Annotated in this window: 33 protein-coding genes; 4 read left to right on the forward strand and 29 right to left on the reverse strand. The window is 60.3% G+C overall.

The window, feature by feature from the left end:
* Nucleotides 1–7: 7 nt before the first annotated feature.
* The 7 genes from DN388_RS15855 to DN388_RS15885 form a co-directional block, all read right to left on the reverse strand.
* The gene (locus tag DN388_RS15855; RefSeq protein ID WP_213607071.1) at nt 8–592 is read right to left on the reverse strand and encodes a tail assembly protein; all 585 of its coding nucleotides are present in this window, start codon (nt 590–592) and stop codon (nt 8–10) included.
* Complete coding sequence (locus DN388_RS15860) at nt 589–1,344, reverse strand: C40 family peptidase (RefSeq protein WP_255001062.1); 756 nt, start codon at nt 1,342–1,344, stop codon at nt 589–591. The genes DN388_RS15855 and DN388_RS15860 overlap by 4 nt, the downstream gene beginning before the upstream one ends.
* Nucleotides 1,345–1,346: 2 nt before the next feature.
* A complete protein-coding gene (locus DN388_RS15865) occupies nt 1,347–2,096 on the reverse strand; it encodes a phage minor tail protein L (RefSeq protein WP_255001063.1) in 750 nt (249 codons plus the stop codon).
* A 9-nt stretch (nt 2,097–2,105) separates the two neighbouring features.
* The gene (locus DN388_RS15870) at nt 2,106–2,444 is read right to left on the reverse strand and encodes a phage tail protein (RefSeq protein WP_255001065.1); all 339 of its coding nucleotides are present in this window, start codon (nt 2,442–2,444) and stop codon (nt 2,106–2,108) included.
* Nucleotides 2,444–5,641, reverse strand: coding sequence for a phage tail tape measure protein (locus DN388_RS15875; RefSeq protein ID WP_255001066.1), 3,198 nt, complete (start codon nt 5,639–5,641; stop codon nt 2,444–2,446). The genes DN388_RS15870 and DN388_RS15875 overlap by 1 nt, the downstream gene beginning before the upstream one ends.
* A 58-nt stretch (nt 5,642–5,699) precedes the next feature.
* On the reverse strand, nt 5,700–6,584 hold the full coding sequence (locus DN388_RS15880; RefSeq protein ID WP_255001069.1) for a hypothetical protein: 885 nt from the start codon (nt 6,582–6,584) through the stop codon (nt 5,700–5,702).
* A gap of 119 nt (nt 6,585–6,703) precedes the next feature.
* On the reverse strand, nt 6,704–6,985 hold the full coding sequence (locus DN388_RS15885; RefSeq protein ID WP_255001072.1) for a DUF4236 domain-containing protein: 282 nt from the start codon (nt 6,983–6,985) through the stop codon (nt 6,704–6,706).
* Nucleotides 6,986–7,713: 728 nt separating this feature from the next.
* On the opposite strand from DN388_RS15885, the gene DN388_RS15890 reads away from it, so the two are divergent.
* Together DN388_RS15890 and DN388_RS15895 are read left to right on the forward strand one after the other, a co-directional pair.
* The gene (locus tag DN388_RS15890; protein ID WP_255001073.1) at nt 7,714–7,971 is read left to right on the forward strand and encodes a protein L; all 258 of its coding nucleotides are present in this window, start codon (nt 7,714–7,716) and stop codon (nt 7,969–7,971) included.
* 35 nt (nt 7,972–8,006) lie between these two features.
* The gene (locus tag DN388_RS15895; protein ID WP_213607065.1) at nt 8,007–8,294 is read left to right on the forward strand and encodes a hypothetical protein; all 288 of its coding nucleotides are present in this window, start codon (nt 8,007–8,009) and stop codon (nt 8,292–8,294) included.
* On the opposite strand, the gene DN388_RS15900 is transcribed toward DN388_RS15895, so the two are convergent.
* The 12 genes from DN388_RS15900 to DN388_RS15955 form a co-directional block, all read right to left on the reverse strand.
* On the reverse strand, nt 8,266–8,427 hold the full coding sequence (locus DN388_RS15900; RefSeq protein ID WP_213607064.1) for a hypothetical protein: 162 nt from the start codon (nt 8,425–8,427) through the stop codon (nt 8,266–8,268). The two genes, DN388_RS15895 and DN388_RS15900, sit on opposite strands and share 29 nt — an antisense overlap.
* A gap of 37 nt (nt 8,428–8,464) precedes the next feature.
* Complete coding sequence (locus DN388_RS15905) at nt 8,465–8,731, reverse strand: DUF1799 domain-containing protein (protein ID WP_255001074.1); 267 nt, start codon at nt 8,729–8,731, stop codon at nt 8,465–8,467.
* Nucleotides 8,732–8,778: 47 nt separating this feature from the next.
* Nucleotides 8,779–9,162, reverse strand: coding sequence for a phage tail assembly chaperone (locus tag DN388_RS15910; protein WP_255001075.1), 384 nt, complete (start codon nt 9,160–9,162; stop codon nt 8,779–8,781).
* A gap of 10 nt (nt 9,163–9,172) precedes the next feature.
* Nucleotides 9,173–9,832, reverse strand: a complete 660-nt coding sequence (locus DN388_RS15915) for a phage tail protein (protein WP_255001076.1) — start codon at nt 9,830–9,832, stop codon at nt 9,173–9,175.
* A gap of 59 nt (nt 9,833–9,891) precedes the next feature.
* Nucleotides 9,892–10,662 carry a hypothetical protein gene (locus tag DN388_RS15920; RefSeq protein ID WP_058540455.1) on the reverse strand — a complete coding sequence of 257 codons (771 nt, stop codon included), beginning with the start codon at nt 10,660–10,662 and terminating at the stop codon, nt 9,892–9,894.
* Nucleotides 10,663–10,756: 94 nt separating this feature from the next.
* Nucleotides 10,757–11,170, reverse strand: a complete 414-nt coding sequence (locus DN388_RS15925; RefSeq protein ID WP_255001079.1) for a phage tail terminator-like protein — start codon at nt 11,168–11,170, stop codon at nt 10,757–10,759.
* On the reverse strand, nt 11,167–11,841 hold the full coding sequence (locus DN388_RS15930; protein ID WP_255001081.1) for a hypothetical protein: 675 nt from the start codon (nt 11,839–11,841) through the stop codon (nt 11,167–11,169). Before DN388_RS15930 ends, DN388_RS15925 begins: the two co-directional genes overlap by 4 nt.
* Nucleotide 11,842: 1 nt before the next feature.
* Entirely contained in the window at nt 11,843–12,235 is a 393-nt protein-coding gene (locus DN388_RS15935; RefSeq protein ID WP_088514732.1) for a hypothetical protein, read from the reverse strand.
* Between the two features lie 3 nt (nt 12,236–12,238).
* Nucleotides 12,239–12,616: a hypothetical protein gene (locus tag DN388_RS15940; protein ID WP_088514733.1), complete on the reverse strand. Its 378-nt coding sequence runs from the start codon at nt 12,614–12,616 to the stop codon at nt 12,239–12,241.
* A gap of 3 nt (nt 12,617–12,619) precedes the next feature.
* Nucleotides 12,620–12,925, reverse strand: coding sequence for a HeH/LEM domain-containing protein (locus DN388_RS15945; RefSeq protein WP_088514734.1), 306 nt, complete (start codon nt 12,923–12,925; stop codon nt 12,620–12,622).
* A gap of 46 nt (nt 12,926–12,971) precedes the next feature.
* The gene (locus DN388_RS15950; RefSeq protein ID WP_088514735.1) at nt 12,972–13,949 is read right to left on the reverse strand and encodes a major capsid protein; all 978 of its coding nucleotides are present in this window, start codon (nt 13,947–13,949) and stop codon (nt 12,972–12,974) included.
* A gap of 3 nt (nt 13,950–13,952) precedes the next feature.
* Complete coding sequence (locus tag DN388_RS15955; RefSeq protein ID WP_255001087.1) at nt 13,953–14,726, reverse strand: hypothetical protein; 774 nt, start codon at nt 14,724–14,726, stop codon at nt 13,953–13,955.
* Between the two features lie 128 nt (nt 14,727–14,854).
* Between DN388_RS15955 and DN388_RS15960 the strand changes: the two genes are divergently transcribed.
* On the forward strand, nt 14,855–15,346 hold the full coding sequence (locus DN388_RS15960; protein WP_255001089.1) for a hypothetical protein: 492 nt from the start codon (nt 14,855–14,857) through the stop codon (nt 15,344–15,346).
* Nucleotides 15,347–15,385: 39 nt separating this feature from the next.
* On the opposite strand, the gene DN388_RS15965 is transcribed toward DN388_RS15960, so the two are convergent.
* Genes DN388_RS15965 through DN388_RS15995 form a run of 7 tightly spaced genes read right to left on the reverse strand, consistent with a single transcriptional unit; the run spans nt 15,386 to nt 20,584 of the window.
* Nucleotides 15,386–16,444 carry a minor capsid protein gene (locus DN388_RS15965; protein ID WP_255001091.1) on the reverse strand — a complete coding sequence of 353 codons (1,059 nt, stop codon included), beginning with the start codon at nt 16,442–16,444 and terminating at the stop codon, nt 15,386–15,388.
* Entirely contained in the window at nt 16,386–17,798 is a 1,413-nt protein-coding gene (locus tag DN388_RS15970) for a DUF4055 domain-containing protein (protein WP_255001092.1), read from the reverse strand. Before DN388_RS15970 ends, DN388_RS15965 begins: the two co-directional genes overlap by 59 nt.
* Before the next feature lie 56 nt (nt 17,799–17,854).
* On the reverse strand, nt 17,855–19,345 hold the full coding sequence (locus DN388_RS15975; RefSeq protein WP_255001094.1) for a terminase: 1,491 nt from the start codon (nt 19,343–19,345) through the stop codon (nt 17,855–17,857).
* 2 nt (nt 19,346–19,347) lie between these two features.
* Nucleotides 19,348–19,965 carry a hypothetical protein gene (locus tag DN388_RS15980; RefSeq protein WP_255001096.1) on the reverse strand — a complete coding sequence of 206 codons (618 nt, stop codon included), beginning with the start codon at nt 19,963–19,965 and terminating at the stop codon, nt 19,348–19,350.
* A gap of 8 nt (nt 19,966–19,973) precedes the next feature.
* Nucleotides 19,974–20,204 (reverse strand): hypothetical protein, encoded by a 231-nt coding sequence (locus DN388_RS15985; protein WP_255001099.1) that lies wholly within the window; start codon nt 20,202–20,204, stop codon nt 19,974–19,976.
* On the reverse strand, nt 20,201–20,383 hold the full coding sequence (locus DN388_RS15990) for a hypothetical protein (RefSeq protein WP_255001101.1): 183 nt from the start codon (nt 20,381–20,383) through the stop codon (nt 20,201–20,203). Before DN388_RS15990 ends, DN388_RS15985 begins: the two co-directional genes overlap by 4 nt.
* Before the next feature lie 9 nt (nt 20,384–20,392).
* Nucleotides 20,393–20,584 carry a hypothetical protein gene (locus tag DN388_RS15995; protein WP_255001103.1) on the reverse strand — a complete coding sequence of 64 codons (192 nt, stop codon included), beginning with the start codon at nt 20,582–20,584 and terminating at the stop codon, nt 20,393–20,395.
* Nucleotides 20,585–20,675: 91 nt separating this feature from the next.
* On the opposite strand from DN388_RS15995, the gene DN388_RS16000 reads away from it, so the two are divergent.
* Nucleotides 20,676–21,098, forward strand: coding sequence for a hypothetical protein (locus DN388_RS16000; RefSeq protein WP_255001105.1), 423 nt, complete (start codon nt 20,676–20,678; stop codon nt 21,096–21,098).
* Here the strand turns inward: DN388_RS16000 and DN388_RS16005 are convergent.
* The 3 genes from DN388_RS16005 to DN388_RS16015 all read right to left on the reverse strand — a co-directional run bounded on the left by DN388_RS16005 (nt 21,079) and on the right by DN388_RS16015 (nt 22,186).
* Complete coding sequence (locus DN388_RS16005; protein ID WP_255001106.1) at nt 21,079–21,375, reverse strand: hypothetical protein; 297 nt, start codon at nt 21,373–21,375, stop codon at nt 21,079–21,081. The two genes, DN388_RS16000 and DN388_RS16005, sit on opposite strands and share 20 nt — an antisense overlap.
* Nucleotides 21,375–21,746, reverse strand: coding sequence for a hypothetical protein (locus tag DN388_RS16010; RefSeq protein ID WP_054915223.1), 372 nt, complete (start codon nt 21,744–21,746; stop codon nt 21,375–21,377). The genes DN388_RS16005 and DN388_RS16010 overlap by 1 nt, the downstream gene beginning before the upstream one ends.
* 215 nt (nt 21,747–21,961) lie before the next feature.
* Nucleotides 21,962–22,186: a hypothetical protein gene (locus DN388_RS16015; RefSeq protein ID WP_054915224.1), complete on the reverse strand. Its 225-nt coding sequence runs from the start codon at nt 22,184–22,186 to the stop codon at nt 21,962–21,964.
* Nucleotides 22,187–22,875: the final 689 nt, after the last annotated feature.

Here is a 22,875-nt window from a genome sequence, read left to right on the forward strand (position 1 = left end):
TCTAAGGCTACGCCTTGTCTTCGGCGTAGATGGACGCGGAAATGATCGCCCCACCCCACCGGCGCTCGCCGATGCAGATTGGCACGGGGTTTCCGCTGGCGGTGGTGTTGTTCGCACTGCCGAAGGCGTATGAAGGTCTGTTCTCGGGCGCTGCGCTCTGAGACAGCCCCTTCGCCTGCGGACTCAGCATTTGGATTACACCGCCGAGCGCCATGGCCGCGCCGATTTGCATAGCCCATGCCTGCCCTGTAACAGCGCCAGCTACCACCATGGCCACGCCGACGATAGTCTGGAGAAGACCGCCGCGCTTGCTGCCGCCGATCACCGGAACGATGCGCACCTCGCGCGTGCCGCCACGGCCGAAGTCTTCGGCGCCCACGTTCTTGCGGTTGCGGAACACGGCGAACCGCAAACCCATTCCATCCAGGCGCTGGATCTCGGCCTCAAACCCCTCCAGCGTTGCCTTCAGGGCCTTGAATACCTCCCACACCTCGCCGCTATCGATCTGTCGGCGGTGGGTGCGCCCGAACTTCTGGGCCAGCGATCCGGATAGCTTGATGATGGTCATGGGTGCATAGACGATGGTGCTCATCGGGCCTCCTTGTGCCGCAGAATCAGGCGGGCGCGGTCATGCCAGGGGCCGCCGTAGATGATGATCTCGGATGGACGGCCGTACAGGTGGTGCAGCAGAAATGGCCCGGGGCCGTACAGTTCGGCCTGCTCACCCGGCAATTTCGGGTCGCCAGCGAGGTAGATACCGGCATGGTTCGGGTGCACGGTGCGCCCTACGGCCATGACGATCATGTCGCCGCGCTCTGGCCTGTCCACCTGGTAGAACCCGGCAGACTCGTAGGTCTGCTCGTAAAGGCTCGGGCCCGCGGCCTGCTCCCACCATCCATCCTCTCGGGCGTAGGCTGGGAACTCCACGCCCCATTCCCGCTGGTACCAGTCGGCGCACACTTGCCAGCAATCCCAGGCGCCGTGCACAAATGGCCGGCCCAGCAACGGGGTTTCGCCGGTGGGTGTGATCGTCCGCAGGTCACCTTCCGGCCAGGACAGGATGTGCCAAGGCAGCCCGGTGGCCTCGCACATGGCCAGGTCACGCGGCGAAGGCCTGCTGGTGGCGTCCGGGTGAGAGTGAACGACGCCGATCACCTGCCCCTGGTCTTCCGCGCCGGCGTACTGCTCCGGCGCAATGCGGAACTCCTCGGTCGGCTCGGTTGCCACGTTCGCGCAGGGGAAGTACACCTGCCTCCGGCCCACGGCCAAGATTAGCCCGCAACACTCGCGCGGGTACTCCGCCGCAGCGTGCTTCTGCACGGCAGCAAGGATGTGTTTCAGCATGATCAGCTCCTGGCGATCAGGGAGACGGCAGGGAAGCCGCCGAAGGGCAGTTGGTTGCCTTGGCCGAAGCGCACCACGCAGCCAGTGTCGAGACAACCGTTGCACTGGTCCTTGGCCGGGTCATCCGTGCGGTTGCCGTCGAAGTCGAAGTACGGCCCGGTGTACCCGCAGTTCGGCCCCCGGTAGCCGTTCGTCATGGCCCAGTGGCACAGCTGAGTCATCTGGCGGCCGATGCTCTCGCCGCCGACATCACCGGGGCTGGCCAGCTCCCACGACACGGTGGTGCCGTTTTCCGACACTTTCTGGTCGATGTACCAGACCTCAATCGCTTCCTCGGTCGGGTCTGCCTCTGGGTTGCCTCCCGGGAAGTTGATCGGGTCCAGGTACCGCCTCATCGTCTGCCGAATCGTCAGCTTGAACTCCAGCAGGTTGTCGAAGGCCAGGCACAACGCTGTGATCCGACCGTTGACGTTGCCGACCGAGATCGTTGGGCGTACCGCAGTCCCGTCCGAGTTTGCCTCGATACCGTCGACCTGGATGGGCCAGGCACCGTACTCATTGCCTTGCCACCAGATCGACTTGGCCGGCAGTTGGTCGGCGTTGACGCCGGCCGCCGCCAGCTCTTCAGGTGTATGGGGAATGGCGTGGCCGTGGAAGCGCAGAATATCAGCCCCCCAATCCGAGCCGTCCAGCTCAAACAGCAGCACTTCGCTGCCCGGCTGGAGCAACTGGATGTCTTTGATCAGTGACATGAGGATTCCTTACGGGTGGAAGGCCCGCTGGAAGGTGGCGGTGACCTTGAACTGCTCGCCGCCCATCGGGGTCGGCTTGGGATCGACACAGGTGAACAGGCCCAGCTCGCCGAGCGGGGTACTCCATAGGAACGCCTTCGCGCCGGCATGCCGATCGAAGAAGGCCATGACCTCCAGCACCCGGCTCTTCCTGCCGGTGATGGTCACCGGGTAGCTGTCTTCCTTGTTGTTCGGGCCATCGCCGACGACCTGTCGGTATCCACCGCCGAAGCGAGAATCCCGCACCCTGTACTGGATATCAGGGGTCTCGCCGCGCTCAGTAGCCCAGCGGAAGATTTCAATGGCCATCAGGTTCTCCGCGTTGCGTTTCGGTGGCTGATTCCGCCCGGTCGCCAAGATTCTGCTACGGCCTTCTGGGCAGCGATTTCCATCTGCTTCTGCATGTTCTGCTGCAGTAGGCCATGGTCCAGCTCCATTCCCTCGCCGCTCCTATCCGGAACACTGATGTTCACGGGCGCATTGACTGAGATGGACGTGGAGGCACCACCGCCAGCCGCAGCAGCTGAAGTAGGCCCAGCCCCCAGCGGCGTGATCGTGCCGCCCTCGGCCCCCATCATCAGGTAGGTCTTCCCTCCCTGATTAAGCAGCTCCGGGCCCAGCTCGTTGACCTCGTACAGTGAATTCGCCGCTACCGGGCCACCAGCAGCGCGCTGGCCGGAGACGAAGTTGTCCATGATCTCCGGGCTGTAGCCGGCCTGGGTTGAGCCTGCAGAGGTAGGTGCGCTGCCGCCACTGAACCAGGCGCCCAGCGCACTGCCGGCAATGCTCGACAGCAGCCCTGAGGTAGCCTGCCGGGTGGCAATCCGCGCCATGTCCGCCAGGATCGACTTGGTGAAGTCGGCGAACGAGAACTTGCCGGATATGGCGAAGTTCGCGACGGAGTCTTCCATCGAGCTGAAGGTGTTGGTGAACAGGCTCTTGGTCTGGCCGGCGACATCACGGGCCGACTCCAGGTAGTTTTGGAATGCCGACGAAGCGCCGGCGCTCCAGCTGCCTTGGGCAGTGGTCATGTCGTTGTAGTTGGCGATCGCAGTTTCCTGCAGATCACGCTGGGTTTTGTCGAGCGCTGCGAGCTTCTGGTTGTACTCGTCGAGACTCATGCCGCGGGAGCCGTCACCGTACTGGTTGGCCAGGTCCAGCTTCTGCTGGTTGATCCGGTCGGCGATGCCGTTCTGCTGGTCCTGCAGGCCGCGCTGCCGGTCGCCCAGGCCGAGTCCTTCGGCAGATCGCTGGCCCTGCAAGCGCAGAGCCTTCACCTGCTGATCCAGCGCGCTGGTGTAGGTCTGCACCGCCTGGGCCTGCTTGCGCAGCCGCCCCTCTTCGTTAGTGGCCAGCACGGCCAGTTCCGAATCGGCATCCTTCTGCGCCTTGACCATGTTCGCGCGGGCATCGGCGACCTTCTGGTCCAGCTGGATGCGCTGGGCGGCCGAAGTGCCGGCCTTGCCCTTGGCAGCTTCGAGCGCCGCGGTCTCCGCCTGGTAGGCGTTGGTCACCTCGTCCTTTCGCTGCTCGATGATAGCCGCGCGCTGGGCCGCGTATGACTCTTGGGAGATGATGCCGGCCTTCTGGGATGCATCCAGCTCCTTCTCGGCGTTCTTGTACTCAGCGAGTATCGCCGCGAGCGAGTTCTTGGAGTCATTGAAGCTCGACAGGTTTACCGCTGCGGCCCGAACCACCGGGTCTTTGTTCTTGTCCTTAATGTTCTGAATGGTCTTGGCGACCACATCAGCCTGCACCAACGGGTCATTCGGGTTGGCCCTTCGCAGCGCCTCGACATCCCGCCGATACTCTTTGATCAGCTTGTTGCGCTTCTCTTCATTGGTGAGGTTGGTATCGCTGATTTGTTTGAGGCGTGCAGCTGCATCGATACCGTCTCGCTCTACCCGCACCCGATCTGCTACAAACCTGGTACGACTCCGCTCTGCCTCAATTTGCATCTCGAGGTAGGCAAGTTCCTTCTTGTCGTTCTCGGTGTCCCGGGTCTCAATCCCCATGGCAGCAGCACGCCCGCCACGGCCCTGATTTGTCTGTAGCCGCTGGCGAATCACCTCCGCTTGTTGTTCTAGGGTCTGTGTCCGGCCGACACTCAGCGTGGCGTCGAGAGCTTCAGAAGCGGCGCTCTTGATTCCTTTCCAGGCGCTCTCGATCAGGCCGAGGTTTTCGGTGACCTCGCCGGTTCTGATCCTGATGGTGTCGGCGTAGGTATCAGTTAGCAGCTTGGCCGCGCCGATGGTGTCACCCTGGTCCTTCAAGGCTACGATCTGCGAGTAGACCGACGCGGTCAGGAAGTTGTACTGGTCGTTCAGCTCTTTGGCGGCTGCGACCGGGTCCTTGGCGATCTTGGCGAACTCGGCAACCGTTTCATCGATTGAGCGGCCAGTGGCCTTTTCCATGCTGAGCGCTGCTTCAGTGATCTCTTCGAAGCTCCCGCTGGCGATCTTGCTGTTACCGGTGAGCTTGGCCAGCACTTCAGCTGCTGCGCCAGTTGTGCCGACAGTGGCACTCACCTGCTGAGCCATAGCTGCCAACTGCCCGGCGCTGGTGCCCGCGGAGTTTCCGGTGAAGATGATTGCCTTGTTGTACTCGTCAGCCTCCTGGCTGCCCTTGTAATAGGCTAGGGCCAGCGCGCCAGCGGCAGCTGCTGCGACGGTGAACGGGTTGACCAGGCCAAGCACATAGCCACCCAGCGCCTTCGCCGCCGGCGCGATGCCGCCGAACATATCCTTGAGCTGTCCGCCCTGCTGCAGCAACACAGTCAGCGGTGCCTGGCCGCCCTGTAGAGATACAAAAATGTCCGTAAACTGTGCAGGAACTCCACGCAGCGCCGCAGCCGTAGCTTTGGCAGTCATGCCGGTTTTCCCTAGCGCAGCATCGGCGTTACCAAGAGCTATTCGAGCCTGATCTATCTTTGCTCGATACTCCCCGAATGTCTCAGCATCAAGCGCACCAGTATTCTTGTATTGCTGAAGAGCGGCTTGCTGCTGATCGAGCTTATCTAAAGCAGCCAAAGTCGGATTGATCTTGCCCAGTAGAGCCTGAAGGCCCTCTCCTTGCACCCCGGTAGCTACTGCGGCCTGGCGGACTGAGTCGGCGAGACGCTCCTCGGTCTCCATCAAGGTTCGAGCGCGAGCGTTGATCTCGGCTTGGTACGCGGACCAGTCCGTCGCTGCAGAGCTTGCAGAGCCCATTGCCGAGGAGGTGTTGGTAAGGCTCGCCGCCAAGCTTTTGTGGTAATCGCTGGCTTCCAGGGATGCCTTGGCCATTGCCGTGAGGCGAGTCATCGCCTCATCAGTAGACTCGGCAACCCGCCCTTCTGCCGACGCCAAAGCTCCTGCGGAGGAAGATGCCTTGTCGAAGCTGGCAGACAGACCTTCAGCAGCTTTTTCCGCTTTCTGGCCAGCCTGAGCCAGCTGTTCGAGATTATCCTTGGCCTCTACGGCATCGCCGGATTCGACCTGGATGCCGAGAGAGGCGATGTTGGTCATGTTTTTCTCCAGGCAACAAAAAACCGCCCCTTGGGCGGTTTAATGAGTCCTACGACAGTTATTTGGAGGCTGGCACCAGCAGATCCCATGAGTCATCGGTAATCAAGAATGGTGCTTTATAGTCGCCTTTTTTGATCGCCATATATGCTGCAGATCTGATGTTTCTATTGATTCGAAGATCTTTATCATCTGGCCAGCGGGGGTAGACGCCATCTGGGTCTGGCTTACCAAATGCTTTCACTACGAGGCTGTAGCCGGCCTGGTAAGCGGCTTGGTTCCCGGGGGTAATGATCGCTTGATAAAAGACCCCCTTGTAGAAGCACATCGAGACCTTTTCGACCTTCGTTCCCTTGAACACGTCCTGGGCATTCTCTCCCCAGAAGCACTCTTTATCACCATCGACCTTGCTTGCTTCAAGGGTTGGTCTTTCTGCTTGATACTTGGACCCGAGCTTAAATCCTAAGATTTCAACCTCGGGATGCTGGACGTACTTTGTCGGCAGGCTATCTAGAGTGTATCTGTACTGATACGGGTAACCATCAACATGCATTTCTACGAATAGCTTGTCCCCATGGTATACCGCGCCGAAAAATGCCCCCATTTCCGTGGGTATGAACTGCTTACCATCTTCCGTTGAGAACAGGACTTTCTTCACCGCCCCATCGCCAAACCTAACTTGAAGCTCGCAAGTAGTTTCACCCCGCTCTGGACATCCATCGACCCGAGACCCGGAAAGGTCAAGCATTGCAGAGGGAGCGCCATCCCCCTTATCAAAAACTCTAACCGTTAGCTTAGGCCCAGAACCATTTAGAGGGCTGGCCTCTTGTGTGTATATCTGGATGCTAGACGAGCGCATCTCATCCTTAATTTCGCTGCTTACCCATCCTGCTTGGCAAACAGTTGGCAGTATCGTCAACACCAAAATCGAAGCACGCACCAGCATTCCTTACCCTCCTTGTCGATGCGGGCAATCTACCACCGTCAGCAGGAAGCGCCAAAGCCCAGCTCTAGTAAGGCGCTTGGCTCAGACGCAGAAAACCAGCGCGGGGCTGGTCTATGGAGTCAGCTGAAAACCCACCAAAGAACGCCTGCAATCATCAGCCAAGTGACGACGTGCGCCCACATTGGTGTCGGTGCGGCCGGGGCGGCGCCCTTCTTGCCAGAGCTATAGAGCTTGGATGCCGATAATCCCGAGCCAGGAATTCCGGCAGTCAACCGCGTACCACGCTTGCCGAGATTGGCGGTAAAACCCTTGCCGCCAACCGAAGTACTGACTCCGCTTTTGCTGAGGTTTATCCGCACACCCGGGGCGACCTTAAAGCTCTTTCGAAAACGCAACGCCATGACTCGACTCCTTGAAAAAGGCAATGCGCCATCATCCTCCGAAGTCATTACGACGACCATCCTGTTCGCCCATCCACCCTGGACGGAAAGCCAGTGGATCAAAGTCTAAGCTCTAGGCTCAGGACGAACGGCATCCTGCATTCGGAGTACTATCTCCTCGTACCTCTTTGTCGAAACGCCCTGATTGCGCGCCAGCATCTCGAGACTGGGCTCGATATCCCGAAGATAGAGGCGGCATTTCTTCTCATTGAATGTATCTACAGTGGCATGGACATCCTCCGCTAGGGCAGCCGAATCTCGAAGGCAAAGCACAAAATGCTCGCGTTGACCTATCAGGAATTCCAACAGAGCAGCCACCTCAGGCAATACGGCAGTGAATCGATGTCTCACATCCCTGATCAGGGATTCGTTCTCCCTATTAAGCTTGTGCCATTCCGATCGTGCTTGCTCAGCCTTGATCACTACGCTCTGCCGAAGGGTAAAGAGCTCCGTCATCCTTGTCCTTCTGAGTGCCCACCACGCTACGAACAGGCTTAAAAGTGCTATCCCCAAAGTGATCGCGTCGACCAGTGAAACCTTCCCTATTTCCATCCGCTTGATCCAAAAGAGAAAGACCTAGGATAGCCGAACGCCCCTAGGTCATCCGAGCTGGATGGAAAGCCAGTACCAAGGCTTGCCTAGACCGTAGTAGCGTTGTGCCTCCTGAATATCCTCGAGAGGGGTTGGCAATGGCTGAAGTTACTGCGAATACAGCTCTGCACGTCAAACAGGTCAACACCACGCTCATAGGTGGCGATCCAGAGTGGAGCAATGCTTATGGTATCGGGGCTCCAGTTCCCGCCTCCGGCATCTACCGCTGCACGGGATGTGGCCACGAGATCACCTCCAACAAGGGTGATAATTTCCCACCCCAAAATAAGCATCAGCACCCCAACTCAACCGCTGAGGTGCTGTGGCAGCTGATTGTCAGAACTCAAACGAAATAACCAGCGAACCGCCCCGGTCCGTTGCCGGAAAGCCCATGGGCCGGGGCTGCGCCAATGTCGGCGCTTATGACCTGGAGGTCAATGTGTCAAACGATGCGCTTAGAGAGATGGTAATAGCACATGACGACATCATTGCGTCATTGATCGCAGCAGTTCGAAAAAAGGACGCACTCGACTTAACGTTGTTCAACGAACTGCTGGAAAAGTTACGCGAAGGCCGTCAGGAGGACGAAAGCGGAAAAAACAAAACCTACAACCAAGTCATCGAAACGGCAAAGTCGTCATGCCTGATTCTCACTGAGCAACCGAAAGTTCGCCGATGAGCTTTTGCAGCTTGTCTGCCTGAGCCGCGATCTCTTCGTCGGCGCGATGAAATCCTTCAACTGCGGACTCAAGATTAAACAGCCGGCGCTCAAACAGGTCGGCTTTCTCTTGTAGATCAACATTCTCACCCATGCGTATCTCCTGCGGCATGGCCGCTTCAGTCGTTGCCCTACTCCGCCGCCTCAGCCATAACGGCCAGAGCTTCGTGCTCCATGATGCGGAGGTCAGGAAAAATATTGGTGAGCTCTTGGCGTTTGATGCCGAGCATTGATGCGGCGGCCGGAATCGCTGTGTAGTCCAGCCCGGAAGGCCCGCCCGGCCCAAGGCGCCACTGCGTTCCAATTGCCTCGAACAGGCAGAAGCCGAGCCAGGCATCGGGCCAGACCTCCACCCCGACCGCTTCGATGTCGTCAGGCGTCAGCCCCAGTGCGCCCAACTGTTCGGCGGACGGGCCCCGCTCGTACAGCGCCCGTGCCGCCGCCCTCAGTTTCCCAGGCGAGCCGGGCTATAGGCTGCCTGGTAGGCATCAATGACGGCCTTCGGAGCGCCAGTGCAGGTACGCACCAAGTCAAGGATGGCGTCGTTGCTGAACTCGTCGTCGAGATCCCAGCCGACCACGATATCCTTCAGTTGATCAGCCTGAAGCTTGATCTCGGCGTCAGTGGCGTCCTTCCAGCTGACGCCCTCCTCCTTCGCCTTTTCCGCCCAGGCATCGCGCGCCTTGTTCCAGCGGTCGAACATCTCGGCCAGGGTGACACGATCCATGTAGCGGAAAGTGAACTCCACCGGCACCGCCTCACCGCCAATACGCGGCACCTGAACCAGGGCAGTGAACTTCGGGTTCTGCGCAATCTTGATCTTCGCCATGGGGGTCTCCTTAGGCCGCTTTCAGGTAGCGCAATGGGCGGCCGGACAGGCCTACGCTGATGGTGCGGGTCATCAGGTTATTCCGCTCCATGGTTGGGGTGGTGGTGATACTCACATAGCCCGGATAGAGAATCTGGTCACCGTTGCGCAGCTTCAGGCGCACCACAGTCAGCTCCTTGGTTTCGTCGAAGCCCTCTACAGCGCCAACATAGGCGGCGGTGGGCTGGTCCTCGACCACAATTGCCAGGCTGATCGGGTTGCGGTTGGTTGGCATCTGACGGTCATCGTCGTCCTCCAGGTAGCCGACGGTCAGGAACTGCTGTTCACCGCCAGATGGGGTAAAGCCGGTGACCTTGGAGATTTGAACCCAGTCGGTTACGGGGATGACGGAGCCCAGGCCGGCGCCGGGGGTGAAGGTATCGACGTCAGCGGTGCTCACACCGCCCAGCGCGAAACTGTCAGTCAGCGCGTTGGCCACCCGGGCGGCGCGGTCGGTGAGCTTGGCCCAGCCGGAGTCGATCAGCACCACGTCCTGCGTGTCGAGACCATGGTCCTCGGCGGTCAGAACTGGCGGCGCAGCGTTGGAAATTGCAGTGAAGGGGATGGCAGTCCCCAGGGTCATGGCGATCTCAACGATAGCGCCGTTAGGCAGCGGGAAGCGTGCGGCCATGGTGTTTTCCTCTTGGGTAGAAACGAAAAAGCCCGCTCAAGGCGGGCAATATGAAACAGTCAGTTGCGGTGCAACATTCCGCCAGGTTGAAGCTCTTCGCGCAGGATCTGCCGGACCCATTCATTTGGTGAGGGCTCGTCTTGATTTGCGCCTACCCCAATACCAGCAACAACATAGTGGCCCTGGGCGTTGACCTGCATTTTCACTGCGAACCCGTGAGCTGACACCACGCACTGCGACCCCGGCATAGCGACGGGACCGATGCCGATCGAGCCTTCATCAATAAACGCCTCGCTGATATAGACCTGACCGCCTTCAACCTTGAAAGTCTTTGGCTGTTCAGGCTCTGGCAGCGGCGCGTCTAAGTTGCCAATACGATACCGAACCACTCCGTCGACAATCACAGTAGTGCAACCACCGGCGTGCACTGTCCGAGTGCCGGCCACCTTCGCCTTCTCCAGGCGATCAGCCAGCTCCTCCTCGGTTTCAAGGCGGGAGTAGCTAAGGAACAAGCGAGCATTGAACGACTCATCGCCGTAGCCCGCATCGAACTCTTCGAACTCTGCGGCGTGGCGATACTCTTCCGGAACTCGTTGCAGCTCGACCTGCAAGAACTGGAGCAGGTTGGCAGCGTTCTTGGGCAAGTCGTGCTTGCTCCAGCTGGCCACCTCGACCGACACCATCTGGCGTTCGGGCGCGGCAGAGGCGCTGCCGAAGGCACAAGAATTGATCTCGAAGTCACCTGAAGCCAGATCGAGCTTCCAGCCGGAACCCTTCTTGCCGCATGGCGTTTTGGGCGTGTAGTTGACGGATTGGATCGAGCCGCGCATTTGTGGATCTCCAGAAACAAAAAAGCCTCCGCAAATGCAGAGGCTTGAGATGGACCAGATGGTTGGCGCCGCTCTCCCGGCAATCTACATCTGGCTATTGGTCCGCGACGCCGCGGTAGGTGAAGCTGGCCGGGACCGTGTAGGTCGCAAGCTCGGTGATGGTGGGCCCCTGCTCCAGCGGCTCGACGATCAAGCCTTCGAAGCCGTTGCGGCTGAGCTCGGTGTCGACGCGGAACAAGATGCTCAGTTCGTCGATCAGGGCCTCAGCAGTAGCCATGGCCTGGCCTGCCGGGCAGACGATGCTGATCTGGTAGATACCCCGGTACTCATAGGCCTCAGCAGCCAAGTATTGGGTCGTGGTGCTGGCCGGCAGTAGGAAGGCCCGGAGGTAGGTTTCGCCCGGATCGGCCTCGAAGTCCTCCTCCATGTGCGCAACCCGGATCGGGCGCGCCGCGGCCCACGCGGCCAGCTTGATTTCGATGGCCTGGCGGGCTCTTGCATGGCTCATACGCGATTTTTCCTGATAGCTTCGTCAACGATTCCCTGAAAGCGATCCAGCGTCACCCGAACCATTCCGCTTGGTGCCTGAGTTGAGTGGCCGTATTCGAGGGGGATGGCGTAAGGCAGGTTGTTCACGATGTAGGCCGTCTGGCCAATGGTCAGGGCCTGCACCTGGGCCTGCAGGTCAGCGATCGCCTGGCTGCCAGACGGGTCGATGCGGTCGAGCTCGCCAGTTGCCGGAGCATCGATGGAGAATTGCCAGTTGCCCCCGAACCGTCCGCCGACGTAGCCCTGGCCCGCCACCAGGCCGTTCACGGCGAAGTTCTGCTCGCGCTCAGTCTTGGTCAGGGGCTTGGCGTACTTGACGCCATTGCGCAGATTGCCGGCCTTGGTGAAGTTGTCCTGGTTCAGGTTGATCATGGTGTTGCGGACCGCGACCTTGAAGTCGTAGTCATCGGCGGCCCTGGTTGCCTTGGCCCGATGGGCCACGTTGGCCGCCCATATCTCAGGGTTGCCTACCGGCGACATGCGGATAACGCTGCTGCCGATCTCGATCACGATTTCGCGGAAGGTAGCGTCGAGTGCTTGCTCGGCCTGCTCGGCGAACGCCCGGATAGCCTCGGCAAAGCCGCCCTGCAAGCCGCCGTAGCGCTGGGTCATGTGTGATCCGCGGGGCATGTCACTTCCTCAGTTGGACGGTCCAGGTGGCTTGGGCTGGGTCTTCGGATACGTTGAGCGTCCGGAACCCGCTGATCAGGTCGCCGATCTTCGGCACGGCCGGGGTGGCGGCCACCGCATCGGCCCGCCCTTCGAACAGTTCGTTCTGCAGCACCAACAGCTTCACGTCCTCGGTTTGGATGCGCGAGCCGTCGATTTCCTTGGCCAGGTAGCTACCGAACACACCGCGCCCGGCGTAATTGATGGTCGAGGCCGGGACAGTGCCGCCGATCTCGGGGTCATATCCGCCCTTCACGGTGCGAGATCCGGCTACAGGCTTCACCGCGTCAGCAAGGCCGTCTGGATCATCGAACGCTTCCGCCAGCTCCGCTTGGAGTTCTTCGCGCATGCCCATGGGTCAGATCCTCTTGAGCATTACGGTGCCGGCGCGGCGGGTCCAGGGTGCGATGAGGTCGAGAGCGAAGTTCTCGCCGGTCGAGCGATCGACAGACCCCGCGACGTAGGTCTTACTGGTCGAGGTGCCAGCCTGGGCCGACACAGTCTTGCTCTGGATCTCGCGCTGGGTGTCCTTGTAGAGCTGGCCGGCGGCGGCCAACTTGGCCACCTGCGCGCCAGCACTCACGATGGCGTCCGGCACCGGGTCTGGCACCATTCGCTTTATCTTGGCCGTCAGCCAGGCGTTGGCCATGGCCACGGCAAGGACCGCATCACCGGCGCCAGCCCAGCCCTGCCCGAGCTTTTCGTCAACGTCAGCGACAGTGATGAAGTCAGTCATGGATCACTCCTGGGGGATCAGGGCTTGCAGGTCGGGCTTTTTCGCGCCGGCGTCGAAGTCGATGCCCTTGGCAGTGAGCCATTCCTTCAGTTCGGGAACGTTCATCTTGCGCGGGTCAGTCTCGGCCTCTTCTTGGCCGTCTTGCTCGCCAACCTTGATACCCGCAGCCTCGTAGGCCTCGACGATCTCAGGCGCCTCGCCTTCGACCACAACATGCGTTGCGCCGTCTATGACCCCGAAGAACTGACTCAGGAGCCGGTAACAAACGCCGCGCTCGCGGCCTGGCTTGTCGGTGTAGATAACTTTCATGGTGATCTCCTGCGCAGGGCGCCAAGTCGGCGCCCCGCATCATGGGTCAAGGGGTGGCGGTGCCGCTGATGACGGCGGCGAACGGCACCTGCTTGCGGTCGAACACACGTTCCCAGTTCGCAGCGCTGGCGTACTGGGTGGCGTTCGGGCTCAGGTTAAGGTTGTTGCTGCCTTTCCAGCTGAAACCTGCGGGCTGCAGGATGAAGGTCTTGCGTTCCCACAGGACTTCGGCACCGCCGCCATTGCCACCGTCCGGCTTGCGCTGCAGCTCGACCGGCACATGCGGAGCACCCTCGCCATAACCGAAAGCGCCTTGGCCGAAGAATACCGACAGGAATTGACCGGGCGCATAGGTCAGGCTGTCATCCATGAACACCGGCTTGCCGAGGTAGGTGGCCAGGATGATTTTGCCGGTCGAATCGCGCAGGTACTCAATCAGGTCCTGCTTGACCATCTGGTTCATGACCACCGAGTGCACGCCAATGGCTCCGAACATGTCAGCCGCATCACCGGCAGTGAAGGCAGCGTCCTGAAACGCGGTGGCGCTGATGGTGGCACCTGCGTCCTTGACCATGTCACCGGCATTGTTGGCAATGTTCGAAGCGATGATGCCTCGTGCAGCGCCCAGCAGATAACGCTGCCACTGGCGGGTCCAGTACGTGCCGAAGCGGTTGCGGATGTGCTGCATGGGCTCGCTATTGGCCAGCTCAGCAGTGAGGTCGGCAACACCGTAGCCTTTGTTGAGGTAAAGCGTACGGGCCCGCATGCTGCCCTGCTCGGCCTTGCCGACCTCACCCAAGTCATCCGGGTTGTCGTTGGAGATATTCGGCGCCTCGTCGGCGTCGAGATCTTGCCAGTAGCTGATCTCGGAGGTGCCCTGGCCGTTGTTGGCGATATTGTCGAGCGTCGGCGAGCGGGTCACGATTCCCGATTCGAAGACGGAAGTTTTTTCAGGGGTGTTCACCGGCGCCAGCGCGCCGTAGTAGTCGCGGACGAAGATGTCCGACAGCTGGGTCGTGGCCATGGATTAGGTTCCTTGGGTGGCTTGCAGTTTTTTGAATGCTTCGGGGTTGTCGCGAGCGATCGCAGCGCGCTCGGTCTCGGTGTACTCACCCCACTTCTTCGTGGCCTTGCCACCGTTGTCGCCGGTCTGCCCGGCACCCTGAGCCCTTGGCCACAGGTGGGTAGCGGTTTCGCGCAGCGATTCCGCCCATTCGAGGGGAGACAGCGGGGTCTTGCCGTCCTTCCCATACACGACTTCGCCGGCACGGTCAGTGGCGATTGGTTCGCCGTCTTCGCTCAATTTGAAGGTGCCGCGGGCGCGGAGAATTATGTCCTCGGCAGCCTCGGGCAGCGCGCCAGCCTTGATGGCGGCAGCGCGGATGGAGTCGGCCAGTACCTTGTCGCTGTACTTGGCAGCGAAGGCCTCGGCCTTATCCGCGCGTTCGTTGGCGGCCTTGACCTGCTTGTCCAGGTCGGTGCGCAAACGCTCAGTGCGGCGGGTGATAACCTCGTCCAGCTTGCCCTCGGCTATCAGCTTGGTCTCCTCGTCCTGGCCAACCTTGGCCAGCAGGCCCTTCACTGCCTCGATATCCAGGCCTTCGAACTGACCCTTCAGTTTGTCCAGCTCGGTCTTGATGGTCTTGTTGGAGCCGATCAGCTCCTGGTTCTTGGTCTTGAGGCCCGAGACCTCACCGTCCAGGAATTTCTGCACCTCGCCGCCCAGCGCTGCCTTCAGCGCGGCGGTTTGGGTTTCGTCGAGGGTGAGGCCGTGGGCGGCCGGGTCGAAGACAAAAGGCATGTGGCGATCCCCTGGGGATTGGTTGGCCCGCCTGGCGGGCGTAAAAAAGCCCCGGCGTTGCCGAGGCTGTGAAATTTGCTAATGTCGATGCCTCCAGACTGCACCGCCATCTACATTTCGGAGAGAACATGAGCGACGAACGCTTCACCCTATCTCAGGATGGTTTCACCCGATGCTTCGTAAACGGATGGATCGTTGACGCGCGCGATGGAGGGCTAATCGTGGGCCGCTCGCACCAGAACGGGCACATCTTGATGTTTCAGGGAACCCCCTCCCTTGGAGAATTTGAGCACATCGGATATGTGGAGGGTGGCGAGTACATAATGAGTACCGGGGCCACCGAGAGTCACATGGCGAGGCTTGAGGAGATCAATCGAGACAATGCTCCCTGTGATACTGAGGTACCAATTTCCTTAGACAGCCAGATCATCAATACGCGTGCCGAACCGCATGACAAGTTTCTGGTCATCGAAAAGCAATTCATCATCAACCGAAATGCTACAAAGCGCCATTTCGTAGAGCTTGAGAAGCTTAATAGCGCCCATCGTTTTCATAACGGCAGAGTGCTATCCGATGAAATCATAGAGGCCATTTCCCAGCCCGGTTTCGTCAAGTACTAAGGCCATTCGGCTCCTCACTCGCATACGACGTTGCCAGGCTTATAAACCGGCTCTTGCGAACGCCAAGGGTTCCAACTCCTTGAGCTGGTCCAGCGTCAGCGGCTTGAAGTTCTTGTCCAGTTGCAGCGCGGCGAAGCGCTCAGCTGGCAGGCCGCCATCTCGGAACAGCTTTGCGCGGACGGGGCCCAGCGCGGCGTCTTGAAAAGCCGCTGGCTGCGTTTTCAGCCATTGGTAGTAGCCGAGCCCTGCCGATACCTGCGCACCGCCGCCAGCCCCCACAGACGCCCGCGTTGCGCCTTCGGCAAACAGCGCCGACAGCCTGGTTACCGGCACAGTAGTCGAGCGGCAGTTGACGTGCGCCGGCGGCAACGGGCCCTTCCCTACCTCGAACACCTGACCGTCCAGGCTCTTGCAAAGGGTGCTGGTCTTGCGGTCAAGCGTTGACACCCAGCGATAGCCAGGGATGACATCGGAGTTCGCCTTGAGCGTCTCCATGCGCGCCGTGGTGGACACATGCTGAACTGCGGTCTGAACGATTGAGCGGGCGTTGCGGTTGCTTACCGCCAATACGCCGTCAGTGAAGTTCTGTGCCGCAGTACCGCGAATGGCCTGGGTGATCTCGGCGTTGGTCTGACCCTGCACGACGCCGAGCCGTATGGCGTTCGTTACCCGAGTCGACTCGGTGCGCGTCCAGCCGTTGAGGAAGGATTTCAGCAGCGTGCCGCCGTCAATCCCCGAAACCTGCAACGGCTGCGTGTTGATCGCCGTTCGGATCAGGGCATCGGTCGGCATGATAGCGTCGATCAGCAGCGACTCGGCCAGGCTCCTGCGCTCGAATGCTGCCTCATAGAGCGCAATGTCGACCAGATCGGACTGCATGCGGTCGCCGAACGCCTGGTAGAGCCCCAGCAGCTTGCCGCCCACCCGGCCCAGGAACTCCTCAAGCCTGGATCGGCTGTACGTCGTCAGTTCCTTGCGGGTCAGCTGGTCCCGCACCTGCGTATCCACCTGGCGCAGGACCGTCTCGAACTTCTTGACCTCACCCGCCTTCAGTCGCTCCAGCAGAACCGCGTGCCGACTGACCTGCTCCAGCAGCATCTCGTCCGCCGTTTGTGTCGGTGTCGTCGCCATCGTCTTGGTCCAGGTTGATGCCGGCTGACTCGCGCTCGTCGCTGATCAGCTCGGCCTCTTCGTCGTACGCCCGCTCGGGCAGCTTGCCAGTGGTGAGGTACTGCCAATACGTCTCGGCGCTGATGGTGCCGGCCATGACGCTCTTTTGCAGCTCGGCCAGCACCTGGGCGCTGACCTCAGGGATCACGAACTCAGGCTTGACCGTGAATACCACCTCGTCCGGGTTGAAGCCGGTCCACTCTGCGGCGTACCGCAGGGCCTGCTCGATGGCCTCTGCAGCGGTGATCACGATGCTATGCAGCGTTGCATGCTGGTCGTTCTGCCGGGTCTTGCGGGCCTCGCCCGACTCAGTGCCGGAGACGTCCATGACCTTGGCGCCAGCTTCGAGCGCGGCGTTCTTCTGGTCTTCCATCGCGGTGCGAACTGCCTGGATGCCGGCGCCCTGAAACTCCAGATAGCCACACTGGCCTCTGGGGCCGAGATCCCATGCCGCTGACGGCCCCGTCACACTGAGATCCACACTCTCGTCCAACCCAGAGATCCACGGCTGCGGGTGGCTGGTCTGGTGCAGTGCGGTGAAGTAGTCGGCACTGAGCTGATACGACTTCAGCGCAGCCCGGGCCATGGTCAGCAACGGGACCTCGTCCACGTCCGGCGAGTTGTCGGTCGAGCCGCAGTAGATGACCGGGATGTAGCCCAGGCCCCGTACCAGTTTGGCGTTGCCGTCTACGACACCCAATGGCCGATCAGCCTCTACCAGCTCTCCGGCCTCGTTGCGTACGCCAGTGCGGCAGACCGTGCCGTCCATGTAGAACTCGCGATAGACCGTCTCGCATTCATGGCTGTAGCGGTCCTGCTCCTTGCGTCTGAACTCGCGGAACACTGACAGTACCAGGTCCTGCCGGCCGCCTTGATCGGCGGTGTCCCAGTTGATCGCATTGCGCACCGCGTAGGTGGCGAAGTACGGCTGGCCCGCATCATCGATGTTGACCACCAGTGGTACCCGGCCATGGGATATGGCCTGGCGTACGATCCGCAGGAACAGCTGGGTCAGGCCAAAGCCATCGGCCGTGGCGTTATCCTCCAGGCCCTTCAGCCCCGAGGGCAGCTTCACTTCAGGGATCAACCGCGATACCAGGCCCATCATCGAGCGGAGCGAGTCACGCACCCAGTGCTCGTACTGGGCGCGGTCGGTGTAGTTACGATAGAGGTAGGCGTTGCCCGCACCGTCCAGCTTCTCTGCCTCGACCATACCGCTTGGCTTCGGCAAATTGCGCGGGCTGCGCTTGATGGCGCATTCGCCCTCCAGGGCGTCGTCCATCATCCGCCACTCTTCGATGTGAGCGTCGTAGTCTGGGTTGGTTGATTGAACAGGCATTACGCCAAACCTCCGATGCGGCGGGTGCCGCCTGTGCGTTTACGTCGAGCCATGGCAACGGCGAAATAGCGGAACCCGTCGGCTGGGTGGGATGACCAGTCGTGAAGCGGCTTGTCTTTCCAGCACCCGCGCTTGTCGTCCCACTCCTTGCGGTAGCTTTCTAGGGCGGTGATGCCCTCCTCGCACTTGGCCTCGTCGAAGGCGCAGTTCGGGAGGATTTCCCGAGCTTGCTCGATGCCTTCGTCTACACCGAGCTTTGGCACTACCTTGAAGGTCATTCGATATACCTGGCCGTCGATCTCGTAGCCCTCCCGCGCGAGTTCGCGCCGAGTCTTGCCGTCGCTACCAAACTCCCGGTTGTCGATGTCGTGGGGGCCCCAGTGCTCGCCGTACTCGTAGCCGCGATCCTTCAGCACCTTCATGTAGTGCCGCAGGCCCTCGCCGCTGTTCTGGTAGAAGTCGATGACGTGGTACTCATCGCCGACGATCCGGACGAACCAGATGGCCGTAGAGTCGCCCACGCCGATATCCCAGAACGTGTGCACCGGTTGGTGGCTGTTGTCGGGCAGCTTGCCGATGCGCTGGCTGGCGTAGAGTTTGGTGAACTGCTTGGCGTAGTAGGCACCTTCGATCGTCTGCTGGAATGCTTCGGCAGGGATCGACGGGTACTCGCGCTTCATGTCGTCGCCAAGGGTCTTTTCCTTGGCGCTGTACCAGGCACGCTGGCCTGGGTTGGTGACGATGCCGTGCTTAGCGCTCAGCTCGTCGAAGTACTTGGTCAGGCGATCCGGGATCGTGACGTCGGTCGGGTCCAGCCAGTAGAGCGGATTGCGCCACCAGCTGAAGAAGAAGAACTTCCAGTCCAGCAAGCCCAGGGGCACGCCGGCCAGCTGCTGCTTCTCTGCGCTCTGCGAGTAATCGAAGAAGTAGCCCGCCCGCCCCTCCGCCGTCGACTCAATCGTAACGAAGCATTCTGCGGCGACAGCCTCAAAGGCGCCGGTGACGATCTCTCGGGCTTTGTGCGGAAACTTGGCACAGATCTTCCCGAACTCGGATACGTGCAGATACCGTAGAGTCCCGCCCCGAAAGGATGTGGACACGTAGAGCGATCCACCTTTGCTGAACACAAGCTCACCAGCAGCATCGTTGCGAGCAGGGTTAGCGGCGCGTATCTCCTTGGGAAGGTGGTCATACGCATACTTGATCTTCTCGCGGAACAGGCGCTTGGCGTCGTTCAGGGTGTGTGCGATCAGGGCGCACTTGGCGGCCTCGAACAACGCGGCATCCAGCTGGACGATACACACCAGCGTGGTGAAGCCCAGCTGCCTGGCTTTGAGGATGATGTTGCGGGTGTGCATCCCCTGGAAGTAATCGACCTGCTCCTGCGTCATCCGGAAGCGGACCTTCTTGCCCTGCTTGTCCGTGATGAAGTACAGGTTGTTCAGCCGCCAGAACCGGTCCCGGAGCAGTTTCATGTGCTCGGGCTTCATGGTCAGGCATCCTTCGATAGTTCATCCATTAGCTTGGATAGGGTCTCTTCCTCGCTACCACCCTGCTTCACATCGAGGTCGTAGGCCTGGCGCTCCAGAGCAACGAGAGTCTTCAGCGTCTCGGCCAGCTCCTTCATGGTCTTGGTCCGAGCAGGCAGCGCGCTCATCTTCTTGGCCAGAGCCAGCACGTCAGCCATCGCCTCGCCGTCTTCATGACCGCCATCCTTGAGCTGGTCGATCAGCTCCTTGATGGTCCCCTGCTCGTCCGTCAGCGACTCCAGCTCATCCAGCAGCTTGTTGGTCAGGCGGCGACTGCGTGAAATGTCGCCCCGGTGCGCCATCCGGATGTTGGCGATGACCTCGGCATTGAGCTCGATGATCTCCCTTTCGGTTTCCGCCTGTTTGCTGGAAACCTCTGTGGAAACCTCACGCTTGGAAACCAGCGCATCGGCCTTGGCTTTGATCTTCGCCTTGAGGTCTCGGTCCCAACCATCACGCTTGGCGCGCTTGTTGATCGCGGTATGGGAAACCTCATGGGCTGCTGCGATCTCTCGCACGGAAAGCACGCCGGCCCGGTAGGCTCGTTCGATCGCCTCCCAGTCGGGTTGCTTGGTTGTCATGGCTGTTCCTACTTGCCATCCCAACCCAACTGCTGAAGCTGGGCGTTGATGGAGTTGATTTTCTTGCGGAGAAGATCCAGCACCGGCCCCCTGGCCGCGGCGACAGCATCATCGTCCTGGTAGGTGCCGCAAACTTGAAGGGTAATTCCGCCCTTTGCAGACGCCTTGTCGAATAGGCTTTCCAGGCGGTCACGCTCGCCGAAAAGTCTTTCAGCTGTTGCGATCTGTTGTCGATTCACTTGGTCAGCTCCAGCCACTCTTCAATGATTCGCCGGATGACCGGCTCGGTGAGGATCGCTGATGGCTTGGCCCCCTTGGCGACATCCTCCAGCAGAGACACGGGCAGGACATGCGCAGCATCGGCGGCGTGCACTACCACATGGGGCCGCATGTCTTCCATCTGAACGACATCACCCATGGCTGGCTCCTATTCACTGACCATCTTGTGTGTTTCAGCGTGAGCGTGACCGTGCAGCAGGCCAACTAGCAACCCCTGCGGCAGCCCGGCCTCCTTGGCAGCGTCGATCGCTTTCACGAGAGCCGCATCGAACTCTGCCACAGCATTGACGATATCCATGCTCACCGGCAGATCTTGGCGAATGCGGGTGACGTTGCTCATAGCTACTCCCGCGCCACGAGATGGCGCATGTCGATTTCGTGGCGCGGTGGACTTATCCTATCCGCGAAGGAATTACTCCACAGGGATCGGGATGACGAGACTTACCAAGATTCGTATTGCCCTCACGCTTGGTGCGATCGTCGGAATCGTTCCGGTGACGTTTATCTTCCTCTGGGGACTACTCTATTTGGTGATAGCCATCGTCTATATGGATAAGCTTGCCTTGCCAGTGACGATAATCGCCATCTCTGTACCGAGCCTATGGGGGTGCTGGAAAGCCTATGCTGCAGCGATGGCGAGCGTACCCAAACACCCACGTGACTGGCGTGTTATCACCTCGGTCATCGTGGCTACTGCCTGGGCTTTCCCATGCAGCGCGGCAATTAGTTGGGATCTCACGATCCTATTCACATTCCTCATGCCCGGGTTGACTGCAGCGATCATGCTCGGCGTGGCCGAGTACCGCGCTCGCAGGAGTGGTCAGAACGGCGAGGTTACGGCGATACCCGATTGAGGGCCTCATCAGCCTTATCGGCTGCCTTGGTGGCCTTCTCGGCTGCCGTGCTAGTCTTGCGAGTCAGCTCATCCAGACGGTGATCACGCTGGCGGGTTGCCTCGTCGTAGGCGGCTCGGATCTCTGCGACCTGCTGACGGTAGGAATCAGCCAGCGCCCACTGTCCGAGCTGGAGGCCGAAGAACACCCCGCCGGTCACCAGCAGCATGGCGATGAACCATACCTCGACGCGGCGCCACCAGTGGCGGGCCATGAACTGGATTGCGCACTTGTCCATCAGGTAGTACCTCCCAGCTTGATGCGCAGGCGGGCGATCTCGTCGCTTTGCAGCGTCACCCGCTCTGTGAGGTTGGCGACCTGACTGGTCAGGGCTTCGATCTTCCCTTCCATGCGGCCAACGGTTGCGGCCAGGTCATTGCGCTCCTTGGCAAATTGGTCGGCGCGGGCCTCGGCAAGCTTGCGAGCCTCACGCTCGGAGTCGAGCAGCTCGTTCAGGCGGCGCACGGTGCCGATGTCAGCGTTATCCATCGCGCGGTCAGCAGCATCCTTGGAGAGGAACTTGCGCAGCCACAGAAAGCCACCCAGCAATACGGTGCCCGTTCCGCCCAGCCAGGTGGCTGTGCCTGGGCCGAGGTCGGTAGGGTCCATTCTTAACTCCGGAAACGAAAAAGCCCCGGCAAATGCCGAGGCTTCAATAAAAAACCCGGCCTTTCGACCGGGTATCCCGAACCGCCTTGCCGACCCGTGTTGCCACGAGCATGTGCAGTTCGGATATACATACTGCCAGGTAATCGCTGCATCCGCCACGTCAGCTGGAGACGCACGTCACCGGTGAACCGCAAAAGCTCAACGCAGATAGAGCTTCACGCTTGCGGGGCGGGAACTTCATCAACGCTGATGCAGTGCTCAATCTCGGTGATCTTCACGAGGGCCTGCTCTGCGAGCGGATAAGCGCCAAACACCCGACCTTGGTAGAACACAACCCATACGAACTCTACCGGTTCAGAGCCACCGAAAGTGCGAACCAGATCTTGGAACCTCTCAGCCAAGTCATCGAAATGCATCTGCGCCATGCCACGCAACACCATGCTGAACGCTCCTTCACTCAAAGCTGCATTCTGCGCTCAGTGAAATGTGTGGGCAACTCGCTGGTTGACTTCAAGGGATGCAGAGGGCCGGTGCTTACCCGGCTTGATGGGCTGGATCGCTGGGTCACGTACCCCAGCCCCTCATCGCGTAACCGATCAGGGCGCGCAAGGCTTTGATCGATGCCACTACCGACTTAGCCCAGCTGCTTGGGCGTGTCATCTGCATAAAACGGGACGGCCGACACAGCCAAGATCCTCGGCATTGCCTAGACTGCAGCCCAGACCGACATGATAGGAATCGTGATGAGATTTAGAATTGACTATTTCCTGAGGGGAAAGGAGCGATGGTGGTGCTGCGAGGCATCAACTGACACCCTATCGCTCGATGATGCTTTGCTCGCACTCATCACGCTCCACATGTCCTATGAGGACCAGGTGTTGCGCGTCGATCTGCCTCGCACCTCAGCTCTGGATCACATTCAGCTGGCGAAGGAGCTCGGTATCTCAGACGTGAGAGTGAGCCCCTCAATGACAAAAAACCCTGACTTGTAGGCCTGAGCTCGCCTGTGTCGTTCCGCTTGCAAGCCGCACGAAAAGCCCAGCACGACGGCTGGGCTTTGTTGGATCTTAAGAGTAATTTGCCATAGGCAAAACTCTAACAGTGGCGATACGGTATCACCAGCCGCACG

The organism is Pseudomonas sp. S12(2018) (assembly GCF_024355235.1).
GTDB lineage: Bacteria > Pseudomonadota > Gammaproteobacteria > Pseudomonadales > Pseudomonadaceae > Aquipseudomonas > Aquipseudomonas palmensis.